At 73.1% G+C, this 10678-nt stretch carries 14 protein-coding genes and 1 pseudogene; 10 read left to right on the top strand and 5 right to left on the bottom strand.

Annotated elements, in window-relative coordinates; all coding sequences use genetic code 11:
* The 3 genes and pseudogenes from ACWEEU_RS27100 to ACWEEU_RS27090 all read left to right on the top strand — a co-directional run.
* Window positions 1-310, top strand: a pseudogene (locus ACWEEU_RS27100) (VWA domain-containing protein); the annotation flags it as partial.
* Between the two features lie 113 nt (window positions 311-423).
* The gene (locus ACWEEU_RS27095; RefSeq protein WP_451735599.1) at window positions 424-1083 is read left to right on the top strand and encodes a trimeric intracellular cation channel family protein; all 660 of its coding nucleotides are present in this window, start codon (window positions 424-426) and stop codon (window positions 1081-1083) included.
* A gap of 93 nt (window positions 1084-1176) precedes the next feature.
* Window positions 1177-2037 (top strand): thioesterase family protein, encoded by an 861-nt coding sequence (locus ACWEEU_RS27090; protein ID WP_385744450.1) that lies wholly within the window; start codon window positions 1177-1179, stop codon window positions 2035-2037.
* Here ACWEEU_RS27090 and ACWEEU_RS27085 read toward each other — a convergent pair.
* Window positions 2024-2620 carry a TIGR03086 family metal-binding protein gene (locus ACWEEU_RS27085; protein WP_451735595.1) on the bottom strand — a complete coding sequence of 199 codons (597 nt, stop codon included), beginning with the start codon at window positions 2618-2620 and terminating at the stop codon, window positions 2024-2026. The genes ACWEEU_RS27090 and ACWEEU_RS27085 overlap by 14 nt on opposite strands.
* A 131-nt stretch (window positions 2621-2751) precedes the next feature.
* On the opposite strand from ACWEEU_RS27085, the gene ACWEEU_RS27080 reads away from it, so the two are divergent.
* A complete protein-coding gene (locus ACWEEU_RS27080) occupies window positions 2752-3726 on the top strand; it encodes a helix-turn-helix transcriptional regulator (RefSeq protein ID WP_451735593.1) in 975 nt (324 codons plus the stop codon).
* A 16-nt stretch (window positions 3727-3742) separates the two neighbouring features.
* Here the strand turns inward: ACWEEU_RS27080 and ACWEEU_RS27075 are convergent, their stop codons facing one another.
* The gene (locus tag ACWEEU_RS27075) at window positions 3743-4369 is read right to left on the bottom strand and encodes a TetR family transcriptional regulator (RefSeq protein WP_385744456.1); all 627 of its coding nucleotides are present in this window, start codon (window positions 4367-4369) and stop codon (window positions 3743-3745) included.
* A gap of 119 nt (window positions 4370-4488) precedes the next feature.
* Here ACWEEU_RS27075 and ACWEEU_RS27070 point away from each other — a divergent pair, with 119 nt between their 5' ends.
* The 3 genes from ACWEEU_RS27070 (at window position 4489) to ACWEEU_RS27060 (ending at window position 6264) form a co-directional block, all read left to right on the top strand.
* A complete protein-coding gene (locus tag ACWEEU_RS27070; protein ID WP_199585428.1) occupies window positions 4489-4656 on the top strand; it encodes a hypothetical protein in 168 nt (55 codons plus the stop codon).
* Between the two features lie 32 nt (window positions 4657-4688).
* Window positions 4689-4967, top strand: coding sequence for a DUF4190 domain-containing protein (locus tag ACWEEU_RS27065; RefSeq protein WP_199585427.1), 279 nt, complete (start codon window positions 4689-4691; stop codon window positions 4965-4967).
* A 127-nt stretch (window positions 4968-5094) separates the two neighbouring features.
* Window positions 5095-6264 carry a cysteine desulfurase family protein gene (locus tag ACWEEU_RS27060; RefSeq protein ID WP_385744460.1) on the top strand — a complete coding sequence of 390 codons (1170 nt, stop codon included), beginning with the start codon at window positions 5095-5097 and terminating at the stop codon, window positions 6262-6264.
* 12 nt (window positions 6265-6276) lie between these two features.
* Here ACWEEU_RS27060 and ACWEEU_RS27055 read toward each other — a convergent pair whose 3' ends face one another.
* Window positions 6277-6915, bottom strand: coding sequence for an N-acetylmuramoyl-L-alanine amidase (locus ACWEEU_RS27055; protein ID WP_451735588.1), 639 nt, complete (start codon window positions 6913-6915; stop codon window positions 6277-6279).
* A gap of 93 nt (window positions 6916-7008) precedes the next feature.
* Between ACWEEU_RS27055 and mnmA the strand changes: the two genes are divergently transcribed.
* On the top strand, window positions 7009-8130 hold the full coding sequence (gene mnmA, locus ACWEEU_RS27050) for a tRNA 2-thiouridine(34) synthase MnmA (RefSeq protein WP_451735585.1): 1122 nt from the start codon (window positions 7009-7011) through the stop codon (window positions 8128-8130).
* Window positions 8131-8181: 51 nt separating this feature from the next.
* On the opposite strand, the gene ACWEEU_RS27045 is transcribed toward mnmA, so the two are convergent.
* Together ACWEEU_RS27045 and ACWEEU_RS27040 are read right to left on the bottom strand one after the other, a co-directional pair.
* Window positions 8182-8973, bottom strand: coding sequence for an alpha/beta fold hydrolase (locus ACWEEU_RS27045; protein ID WP_385744466.1), 792 nt, complete (start codon window positions 8971-8973; stop codon window positions 8182-8184).
* A gap of 63 nt (window positions 8974-9036) precedes the next feature.
* Complete coding sequence (locus ACWEEU_RS27040) at window positions 9037-9360, bottom strand: DUF427 domain-containing protein (RefSeq protein ID WP_451735582.1); 324 nt, start codon at window positions 9358-9360, stop codon at window positions 9037-9039.
* A gap of 51 nt (window positions 9361-9411) precedes the next feature.
* On the opposite strand from ACWEEU_RS27040, the gene ACWEEU_RS27035 reads away from it, so the two are divergent.
* Both ACWEEU_RS27035 and ACWEEU_RS27030 read left to right on the top strand, forming a co-directional pair.
* A complete protein-coding gene (locus ACWEEU_RS27035) occupies window positions 9412-9951 on the top strand; it encodes an LOG family protein (protein ID WP_385744470.1) in 540 nt (179 codons plus the stop codon).
* 7 nt (window positions 9952-9958) lie between these two features.
* A complete protein-coding gene (locus ACWEEU_RS27030; RefSeq protein ID WP_451735579.1) occupies window positions 9959-10657 on the top strand; it encodes an SDR family oxidoreductase in 699 nt (232 codons plus the stop codon).
* Window positions 10658-10678 lie beyond the last annotated feature (21 nt).

Below are 10678 nucleotides of genomic sequence, written 5' to 3'. Positions count from 1 at the left end.
GTCGGCGGAGGCCGTCGAGAAGTCGGCGGTGGAGGCGGAGGTCGCGGCGGAGGAGTCGGCGGAGACCGTCGAGGAGCCCGTGGCGGAGACGTCGGCGGAGGCCGTCGAGAAGTCGGCGGTGGAGGCGGAGGTCGCGGCGGAGGAGTCGGCGGAGACCGTCGAGGAGCCCGTGGCGGAGACGTCGGCCAAGACCGTCGAGAAGTCGGCGGTGGAGGCGGAGGCGTCGGCGGAGGCCGTCGAGGAGCCTGCGGCCACGGCGGAGTCCGAGGCGAAGTCCGTGCCCGAGAGCCCCGAGCAGACCGGGAAGTGATCCGCACCGACCGGTGACACCGAACGGCCGCCGCACTCGCGGCGGCCGTTCGCGTTTCCGGCCCTGGCCTGGCTTTGCAAGGCGCGCGCCCCGCGCCAGGTGAGAATGGCAGGGTGCAGATCCAGCAACTCTTCAGTCCCTCCGTACAGCACACCCTGGATGTCATCGGCATCTTCGTGTTCGCGATCTCCGGCGCCCTGCTGGCCGTACGGAAGAACTTCGACGTCTTCGGCATCGCCGTCCTCGCCGAGGTGACCGCGCTGGGCGGAGGGCTGATCCGTGATCTGATCATCGGTGCCGTGCCGCCCGCGGCCTTCACGGACCTCGGCTACTTCGTGACCCCGCTGCTCGCCGCCGTGGTGGTCTTCTTCCTGCATCCGCACGTCGAGCGCATCCAGTCGGCCGTGCTCGTCTTCGACGCGGCCGGACTCGGCCTCTTCTGCGTCACCGGCACGACCAAGGCGTACAGCTACGGCCTCGGTCTCACCGCCTCCGCGACCCTGGGCCTGGCCACCGCCGTCGGCGGCGGTGTGCTGCGCGACGTGCTCGCCAACGAGGTGCCCTCGCTGCTGCGCTGGGACCGTGACCTGTACGCGGTGCCGGCGATGGTGGGCGCCGCCCTGGTGGTGCTCTGTATTCGTTACGACGCGCTCACCCCGCTCACCAGCGGTGTCGCCGTCATCACCGCCTTCGTGCTGCGGCTGCTGGCGATGAAGTACCACTGGCGGGCGCCGCGCGCCTGGAACCGGCGCTCGACGGTCACGGAGGAGTAGCCGGGGCGTCAGGACCGCGGGGCCGGGGATCTCGTCATCTGCCCGCAACACCCAAAGCTACTGCTTAGTAATTTGTTGTTGTACGGTTCACCCATGCCAGACGCAGCTTCCGTACCCGCCGCAGCGGCCCTGATCGGCGACAGCGAGTTCGACCGCGACACCGCGGTCGTCCGGCGCGAGCCCGGTGTCTACGACATCGACCTCTCGGCGGGCTGGACCATCATCAACGCCGTCAACGGCGGCTATCTGCTGGCCGTCCTCGGCCGGGCCCTCGCGGACACCCTGCCGCACCCCGACCCGTTCACGATCTCCGCGCACTATCTGACGGCCTCCCAGCCGGGGCCCGCCGTGGTACGCACCGAGACCGTGCGCACGGGCCGCACGCTCTCCACCGGCCAGGCGTCGCTCTTCCAGTACGACGCCGCCGGCAACGAGGTGGAGCGCATCCGCGTCCTCGCCTCCTACGGCGACCTCGGCGCCCTCCCGGACGACGTGCGCACCACCGCCGTCCCGCCCCTGATCCCGCCGCTGGAGCGGTGCCTCGGCCCCGAGGACGGTCCGGCGCCGGTCGAGGGCGGCTCGGCGATCACCGACCGGCTCATGCTCAAGCTGGACCCCGCGACGCTCGGCTGGGCGCTCGGCGCGCCCTCCGGCAAGGGCGAGATGCGGGCCTGGTTCGGGCTCGCCGACGGCCGCGACGCCGACCCGCTCTCGCTGCTGCTCACGGTGGACGCCCTGCCGCCCACCGCGTTCGAGATCGGGCTGACCGGCTGGGTGCCCACCGTGGAGCTGACGGTCCACGTCCGCAGGCGCCCCGCCCCCGGCCCGTTGCGGGTGTCGATCACCACCCGCAACCTGGCCGGAGGCTTCCTGGAGGAGGACGCCGAGGTCTGGGACAGCGAGGACCGCCTCGTCGCCCAGTCCCGCCAGCTCGCCCGCGTCAGGCTCGGCTGACCGGCGTACGGCCCAGCCAGGCCGCGAGCCGACCGTAGGCGTCGGCGCCCTCGGGGGCGCTGCGCCGCTCACCGAACGGCAGTACCTCGCGCGGGCGCGAGTCCGGGAGCTGCCGTTCGGCCACGGCGAGCGCGAACGCGCCGACCTCCGGGTCGAGCACGAAGGGGTGGCCGAGCGCGTCGGACAGGTCCCAGGTGTGGGCCACGATCTCCATCACATAGCCCGCGAGGGCCGCGTGGCCGGAGACCTCGCCCCACGGCACCCGGACCGCCCGCGTCATGACGTCGTCGTCGTCCCACGCCTTCAGCAGGAGGGTGCGGACCTCGTCGTAGGCGGCGCCCCAGTCGTCGTCGGAGACCTCGCCGGCGGAGCGTCCGCCGGGTGCGGGGGCCGCGCCGCCGGGGATCGCCGCGATGCCCCGGGTGCCGTTGACGACGTGCTCCAGCAGTCCGCGCACGTCGAACTCGGTACACGCCGTGGGCAGTCCGAGCTGATCGGGCCGTACACCCGAGATCAGGCGGGCCGCCTGCTCGCTCGCGCGGTGGTAGACGGGGCGCGGGTCGGTGAAGTCGGTGGTGGTCATGGTGGTGCCTCTCCCTGAATCGGCCCCTGAATCGGCGGGGCTCGTGAGCCGGTGGAGCGAGCATCGGCAAAAAACCTGACAGATTCCGTCAACATTTGTGCGCGTCCCCCGGTCGGCGCAATCCTGAGCACGTGAAGTCCGACCGGCTGCTGTCGATCCTGCTGCTCCTCCAGACCCGGGGCCGGGTGCCCGCGCGGGAACTCGCCGCCCGTCTGGAGGTGTCGGTGCGCACGGTCTACCGGGACGTGGAGGCGCTGTCGGCCGCCGGGGTACCGGTGTACGCCGAGCGCGGGCGGCACGGCGGCATCGCGCTGCTCGCGGGTTTCCGCACCGACGTCACCGGGCTCACCGCCGACGAGTCCCGCGCGCTGTTCATCCTCGCCGCCGAGGGCGCGCACGCGGCGCTCGGTCTGGACGCCGCCCTCGGCTCGGCCCTGCGCAAGGTGATGGCCGCGCTGCCCGAACCGCACCGCCCCGCCGCCGAACTGGCCAGCCGGCGCGTCCTGGTCGACGCCACGCGCTGGCGCGGCGGTCCGCGGGCGGCCGTCGACCTGGAGGTGCTGCGGGAGGCGGTGTTCCGCGACCGGCGGCTGCGGCTGCGCTACCGGCACAGCGGACAGCCGGAGCCGCGCACCTACACGGTCGACCCCTACGGCCTGGTCGCCAAGGCGGGGGTCTGGTACCTGGTCGCGGACCGGCGGTCCACCCCGCGGCTCTTCCGCGCCGACCGGGTGGCCGCCGCCCGCCTCCTCGACGACCCCGTGCGGCGCCGGAGCGGCGTCGAACTGGCCGATGTCTGGGAGGTGTTGCGCCGTCAGGTGGAGGACCGCCCGGACGGCGCGATCGACGTGACCGTGCGGGTGCGCCGCGAACGCCTGGACCTCTTCCGGCGTATCGCGGGCCCCCAGCTCGCCGAACTCCCGCCGGACGCGGGGGAGGAGGAGTGGGTCACCGCCAGGCTGACCTATCCGGTGCTGCGCGCGGTGCGTCAACTCCTGGGCTTCTCCGACCAGGTGGAGATCCTGGACCCGCCCGAGGCGCGGGACGAACTCCTGCGGGGCGCGCGCTCCGTGCTGGAGCTGTACGGCGAACAGGCCTCCTCGTAGAGGGAGTCGAGCGCCCTCAGTCCAGCCAGTGCCTGCTGCCCCGCGAGATGAGCCGCAACTGCTGGGTGGCGAGCCGTGTCACGCGCTCCCGCTCGCCGGGCGGTCCGTCCTGGGACTCCAGGAACAGCGAGGCGGTGATGAGCATCTGGTCCACGTAGAGGTGGGCGAGCATCAGGACGTCGGCGTCGGCCCAGCCCTCGGTCTGCTCGTCGGCGGCCAGTTCGGTGCGCACCTCCTCGGCGAACCGGGCCAGTTCGGCCTGGATCGCCTCGCGCACCGCCTTCACCCCACCGTGCCGCTCGCGCGCGATGAAGCGGACGTGCGCGGGATGGGTGTCCACGTGGTGGGCGATCAACTCGACGGCGCGGCGGATGCGTTCCTCGCTGTCGTCCCCGGCGGCGACCGTCGGGCGCACCATGGGGTGCAGGCTGCCGAGCGCCTCGCCGACCAGTGCGACACCGAGGTCGGCGGTGGAGCGGAAGTGCCGGTAGAAGGCGGTCGGGGCCACGCCGACGGCGCGGGTCACCTCGCGCAGCCCCAGACTGCTCAGGCTCTGCTCCTCCAGCAGGGTGAGCGCAGCGTCCAGGAACGCCTGACGGGTCCTCTGCTTCTGGGCCTGCCGGGCGCCGAGCGTGTGACTCATGTCATCCAGTTAACAACTGTTCTCTCTATTTGAAAAGTCGCGCGGCGCGCTAGACTCGGCGTCAGTGAACAACTGTTACTACAACTGTTCACCCAGACTCGGAGGGGGGATCTGATCCCATGCTGTTCCTCGTCGCCGCGCTGATGCTGCTCGGTGTCGTCCTCGGCACCGTGGCCCACGCGCCGCTGCCCGTCACCGCGGCCGTCGCCGTCCTCATCGCCGCCTGGCTCGGCGTCTTCGCGCTCCGCGAGTACCACGGCCGCAGGCGCCATCACTCCGCCGACTGACCGTCCGTCACGACCTGTAGGAGCTGAGCACCATGCGACTCACCGCACCGGCCGTCCGCCCCGCCGAGGCCGCCCCGCGCACCCGGGACGCCGACGGCATGGCGGTGGCCTCCTTCGTCCTCGGCCTTCTCGGCCTGCTCGCCCTCAACCTCGTCCTCGGCCCGGTCTCCGTCGTGCTGGCCGCCGTGGCCCTGTGGCGCGGCACCTCCCGCCCGGGCCGCGCCTGGCTCGGCATGGCGCTGGGCGTGGCCGACCTGGTGGTCCTGGTCGTCGCCATGCAGATGTCCCACACGGTCTCCTGGAGCCTTTGACACTCGGTGTGAGCCTGTGACGCCCGGCATCAGGGAGCCGGTGGCACCGGTCCGGGAACCCCGGCCGGTGCCCCCGAGCCCACCGCTCGAAGGCCGGGGCGCCGACCGCCGTAGAATCGGCGTCACCATGGCTTACCTCGACCACGCCGCCACGACCCCGATGCTCCCCGAGGCCGCGGAGGCGCTGACCGCCCGGCTGGGCGTCACCGGCAACGCGTCCTCGCTGCACGCCTCCGGCCGCCGGGCCCGCCGCACGGTCGAGGAGTCCCGCGAAACCCTCGCCGAGGCGCTGGGCGCCCGCCCGAGCGAGATCGTCCTCACCTCCGGCGGCACCGAGGCCGACAACCTCGCGGTCAAGGGCCTGTACTGGTCCCGCCGCGCCGCCGACCCCGCCCGGGTCCGCGTCCTGTCCAGCCCCGTCGAGCACCACGCCGTCCTCGACGCCGTGCACTGGCTGGGCGAGCACGAGGGCGCCGTCGTGGAGTACCTCCCCGTGGACCGCTACGGCCGGGTGAGCCCCGAGGTGCTGCGCGAGGCCATCGCCCGCAACCCCGACGACGTGGCCCTGGCCACCGTGATGTGGGCCAACAACGAGATCGGCACGATCATGCCGGTCCGTGAACTGGCCGACGTGGCCGCCGAGTTCGGCGTCCCGCTGCACGCCGACGCGGTCCAGGCGTTCGGACAGGTCCCCGTCGACTTCGCCGCCTCCGGGCTCGCCGCGATGACCGTCTCCGGGCACAAGATCGGCGGCCCCTACGGCATCGGCGCGCTCGTCCTCGGCCGCGAGCACAGCCCCGTTCCCGTGCTGCACGGCGGCGGACAGGAGCGCCATGTCCGCTCCGGCACGCTCGACGTGCCCGCCGTCGCCTCCTTCGCGGTCGCCGGACGCGTCGCCGCCGAGCAGCGGGAGCGGTTCGCCCGCGAGATCGGCGCCCTGCGCGACCGGCTCGTGGACGCCGTCCTCGCCGCCGTCCCCGACGCGATCCTCGGCGGCGACCCCGCACCCGGCGGCCGGCTGCCCGCCAACGCCCACTTCACCTTCCCCGGCTGCGAGGGCGACTCCCTGCTCCTGCTGCTCGACGCGCAGGGCATCGAGTGCTCCACCGGCTCCGCCTGCACGGCGGGCGTCGCCCAGCCCAGCCACGTCCTCCTCGCCACCGGCACCGACCCCGACCTGGCGCGCGGCACCCTGCGCTTCTCGCTGGGCCACACCTCCACCGACGAGGACGTCGAAGCCGTCGCCAAGGCGATCGGACCGGCGGTGGAGCGGGCACGGGCGGCGGGGCTGACCTAGGGGCGCCTCCCGCTAGACCCGCGCCTGCCGCACCAGCTTCATGTACCGGTCCCAGTCCCAGTGCGGACCCGGGTCCGTGTGGTCCGTGCCCGGCACCTCCACGTGCCCGATCACGTGCTCCCGGTCGGGCTTCATGCCGTACCGTGCGCATATCCGGGCCGTCAGCCGGGCCGAGGACGCGTACATCGCGTCGGTGAAGGACGAGGGGTCGTTCACGAAGCCGACGTGCTCGATGCCCACACTGCGCTCGTTGTACGACCGGTTGCCCGCGTGGAAGGCCACGTCCAGCTCGCGGATCAGCTGGGTGATCCCGCCGTCCCCGCGCACGATGTAGTGCGCGGCCGCGCCGTGCGCCGGGTCCTGGAAGACCTTCACCGCCGACGCGTAGCCGCCCTGGGTGACATGGATGACGACCCGGTCCACCGTGTAGTCGTCGGGGCGGTCCGCGCGGCGGTAGTTCCCCGGCGAGGCCGCCACCCAGCGGGCGCCCCTGAAGTCCACCGCCCCGGCCACCCGGGGCCGCTCCACCCCCGGCAGCCGCCACCACAGATGCGCCAGCTCCTCGCGCGCCAGCGCCGCCGTGCCCACGGCCGCCGCCGCGCCGCCGATCAGCAGTGCCCGCCGGCCCAGCCGTCGGTCCCCGTCACCCATGCCGCCCCCGTCTCCCCGCCGTCCCGGTACCGCTGTGATCTTCAACGGACTCCCGGCGTCCGCGGTTCCCGCGCCCCGTACCCTGGAACCGTTATGACTGAGACCTCGCAGCGCCCCCTCCGCGTCCTCGCCGCCATGTCCGGCGGTGTCGACTCCGCCGTCGCCGCCGCGCGCGCCGCGGAAGCCGGGCACGACGTGACCGGCGTCCACCTCGCGCTCTCCGCGAACCCGCAATCCTTCCGCACCGGAGCGCGGGGCTGCTGCACCATCGAGGACTCCCGCGACGCCCGCCGCGCCGCCGACGTCATCGGCATCCCGTTCTACGTCTGGGACCTCGCCGACCGCTTCCGCGAGGACGTCGTCGAGGACTTCGTCGCGGAGTACGAGGCCGGACGCACCCCCAACCCCTGCCTGCGCTGCAACGAGAAGATCAAGTTCGCCGCGCTCCTCGACAAGGCGCTCGCGCTCGGCTTCGACGCGGTCTGCACCGGCCACTACGCCCAGGTGATCGTGCGCGAGGACGGCACCCGCGAGCTGCACCGCGCCTCCGACATGGCCAAGGACCAGTCGTACGTCCTCGGCGTCCTGGACGACCGCCAGCTCGCGCACGCCCTGTTCCCGCTCGGCGACACCGTCACCACCAAGGACGAGATCCGCGCCGAGGCCGAGCGGCGGGGCCTGGCCGTCGCCAAGAAGCCCGACTCGCACGACATCTGCTTCATCGCCGACGGCGACACCCAGGGCTTCCTCGCCCAGCGGCTCGGCAAGGCCGAGGGCGACATCGTGGACGAGGACGGCAACCGCCTGGGCACCCACGAGGGCGCCTACGGCTACACCATCGGCCAGCGCAAGGGCCTGCGCCTGGGCACCCCGGCCCCCGACGGCAAGCCGCGCTACGTCCTCGACATCTCCCCGGTGAACAACACGGTGACCGTGGGCCCGGCCGCCGCCCTGGACGTCACCGCGCTCACCGCGATCAAGCCCCGCTGGTGCGGCGCCGCCCCCGAGGGCCCCGGCACCTACACCGCCCAGCTGCGCGCCCACGGCGGCGAGACCGAGGTCGCCGCCGAGCTGGTGGACGGCGAGCTGCGCGTCACCTTCACCGAGCCCGTGCGCGGCGTCGCTCCCGGCCAGGCGATCGTGCTGTACGACGGCACGCGCGTGGTGGGCTCGGCGACCATCGCCGCCACGACGCGGGCGGCGGCGACGGTCTGACCCCTCACGGAGCGGGCCGCGGCGTTCCGTGCCGCGCCGTTCCGTGCCACGTCACCCGGCGAAGTCCGTGAAGAAGGCCGTCAGCGCCGGTGCCAGGGCAGCCGGTTCGATCATGTGGGTCTGGCCCGCCAGCTCCAGATACGTGCCGTCCGGCACCGCCTCCGCGACGGCCAGGGCCGCCTCCCGCATCCAGGCCGGGCTCATCCCACCCCCCACCGACAGCACCGGCACCGGGATCCCGGCCAGCCGGGCGAGGGGCAGCAGCCCGTCGCCCAGCACGGCGGCGTCATGGGCGAGGCTCGGCGCGACCGCCTCCATGCCGGGCCACATCGGGGACTGCCGGGCCCGCTGGATCATCTCCTCCGCGAGCCCGGTCAGCCGCAGGAACAGCTCCACCGCGTCCCCCAGGCGCCCCGCCTCCAGCAGGCGGGAGAGGTTGGCCGCGTAGACCGCCTGCTGCTCGGCGCCGCCCGCCAGGAAGTCCGCGAACGGCACCTCGTACACCGCCGCCCGGGACACCGGCAGCCCGCTCGCCGCCGCCTCCAGGACCAGCGCGCCGCCCGAGGACACCCCGAACAGCGCCGCCTCGCCGCCCACCGCCGCCAGCAGCGCCGCCAGGTCCTCCACCTCGCGCTCCACCGCGTACGGCGGGGTGTCACCGCTCGCGCCGCGTCCCCGGCGGTCGTACACGACGGTCCTGCACCGGTCCGAGAGGGACAGCGCCAAGGGCGCCAGCGTGCCCCCGGTGGACATCGCGCCGCTCACCAGGATCACCGTGGGCCCCTCGCCCGTCACCTGGAAGGCGAGCGAGGTGCCGTCGGCGGAAGTCGTCTTCTTGTCCATGCCCGTGGAGACTGCCGTACCGCGCCGTACTCATCCGTCACGACACGGCGGCGACACCCGAGGTCACGACACTTCGGGCGCGTAGAAGCAGTAGTGGTCCCGGATCTCCGCCACCTCCGGCTTCGGATCGGGATACGCCCACACCAGGTCGGGCGCGTCCGGCAGCGACCAGTAGGAGGCGGTGCCCTTGAACGGACAGACGGTGTGGGTCCCCGAGGGCCTCAGCAGGTCCAGGCGGACGTCCTCGGCGGGGAGGTAGTAGCGCGGCGGACAGCCCGTCTCGCGCAACACCAGCGGTCGGTCGGTCTCCGCGAGCACCTGGCCGTCGTGTACGACGCGCACATGCTGCTCGCCCTTTTCGATCGTGATCGTGTGTCCATCGGCCATACCGGAAGAGCACCGGCGGCGCCGCCTATGTTCCCGCGTACCGTTGGCGGCATGAATATCTGTGTCTTCCTCTCCGCCGCCGACCTCGACGAGCGCTACACCCGCCCCGCCCGGGAGTTCGGGAAGCTGATCGGAAAGGGCGGCCACACCCTCGTCTGGGGCGGCTCCGACTCCGGTCTGATGAAGGTCGTCGCGGACGGTGTGCAGGAGGCCGGAGGCAGGCTCGTGGGCGTCTCCGTGGAGTTCCTCTCGGCGGTGGCCCGGCCCGGTGCCGACGAGATGGTGGTCGCGAGCACCCTGGCCGAGCGCAAGAAGCTGCTCCTGGACAAGGCCGACGCCGTGGTCATCATGGTCGGCGGCACCGGCACCCTGGACGAGGCCACCGAGATCCTGGAGCTGAAGAAGCACGGCCACACCGACAAGCCGGTCGTCCTGCTCAACACGGCGGGCTTCTACGACGGCCTCCAGCAGCAGTTCCAGCGCATGGAGGAGGAGGGCTTCCTGCCCCGCCCGCTCTCCGAGCTGGTCCACTTCGCCGCCGAGCCCGCCGCCGCGCTGACCCACCTGGAGGAGTCCCTCACGGCCCGCTGATGCGAGCATGGCGGACATGGCTACTCATGTGATCACCGGCGCCGGTTCCGGCATCGGCGCCGCCGTCGCCCGCCGTCTGCACGCGCGCGGGGACGAGCTCGTCCTGCACGCGCGCGACGCGGGCCGCGCCAAGGAGCTCGCCGCCGAGTTCCCCGGCGCCCGCACCCTGGTCGGCGACCTCGCCGACCCCGACAAGCTGTCCTGGGCCTTCTCCCACCAGAGCCTGCCGGAGCGCGTCGACTCGCTGCTGCACATCGCCGGCGTAGTGGACCTCGGTGAGGTCGGGGACCTCACACCCAAGTCCTGGCGCCACCAGCTCAACGTCAACCTGATCGCCCCCGCCGAGCTGACCCGGCACTTCCTGCCCCAGCTGCGCGCCGCCCGCGGCCAGGTCCTCTTCGTCAACTCCGGCGCGGGCCTGAACGCCCACGCCAACTGGTCGGCGTACGCCGCCTCCAAGCACGGTCTGAAGGCCCTCGCGGACTCCCTGCGCCAGGAGGAGCACGGCAACGGCGTGCGGGTCACCTCCGTCTACCCCGGCCGCACCGCCAGCCCCATGCAGGCCAAGGTGCACCAGCAGGAGGGCAAGGAGTACGACCCGGGGAAGTTCATCGACCCCGAGTCGGTCGCCGACACCGTCCTGCTCGCCCTGGATCTGCCCAGGGACGCCGAGATCAACGACCTGACGGTCCGTCCCGGCCGCTGACCTGCGACGCCGGCGCCGTAC

Source organism: Streptomyces sp. NPDC005004, assembly GCF_053600675.1.
Note: the sequence above shows the minus strand (reverse complement) of the source record. Positions and strands in the feature narration are given on the sequence as shown.

Coding starts and splice junctions, on each gene's coding strand:
- ACWEEU_RS27090 (WP_385744450.1), top strand. CDS start 1,177: ATGCCAGACGCAGCTTCCGTACCCGCCGCAGCGGCCCTGATCGGCGAC.
- ACWEEU_RS27085 (WP_451735595.1), bottom strand. CDS start 2,620: ATGACCACCACCGACTTCACCGACCCGCGCCCCGTCTACCACCGCGCG.
- ACWEEU_RS27075 (WP_385744456.1), bottom strand. CDS start 4,369: ATGAGTCACACGCTCGGCGCCCGGCAGGCCCAGAAGCAGAGGACCCGT.
- ACWEEU_RS27070 (WP_199585428.1), top strand. CDS start 4,489: ATGCTGTTCCTCGTCGCCGCGCTGATGCTGCTCGGTGTCGTCCTCGGC.
- ACWEEU_RS27065 (WP_199585427.1), top strand. CDS start 4,689: ATGCGACTCACCGCACCGGCCGTCCGCCCCGCCGAGGCCGCCCCGCGC.
- ACWEEU_RS27060 (WP_385744460.1), top strand. CDS start 5,095: ATGGCTTACCTCGACCACGCCGCCACGACCCCGATGCTCCCCGAGGCC.
- ACWEEU_RS27055 (WP_451735588.1), bottom strand. CDS start 6,915: ATGGGTGACGGGGACCGACGGCTGGGCCGGCGGGCACTGCTGATCGGC.
- mnmA (WP_451735585.1), top strand. CDS start 7,009: ATGACTGAGACCTCGCAGCGCCCCCTCCGCGTCCTCGCCGCCATGTCC.
- ACWEEU_RS27045 (WP_385744466.1), bottom strand. CDS start 8,973: ATGGACAAGAAGACGACTTCCGCCGACGGCACCTCGCTCGCCTTCCAG.
- ACWEEU_RS27040 (WP_451735582.1), bottom strand. CDS start 9,360: ATGGCCGATGGACACACGATCACGATCGAAAAGGGCGAGCAGCATGTG.
- ACWEEU_RS27035 (WP_385744470.1), top strand. CDS start 9,412: ATGAATATCTGTGTCTTCCTCTCCGCCGCCGACCTCGACGAGCGCTAC.
- ACWEEU_RS27030 (WP_451735579.1), top strand. CDS start 9,959: ATGGCGGACATGGCTACTCATGTGATCACCGGCGCCGGTTCCGGCATC.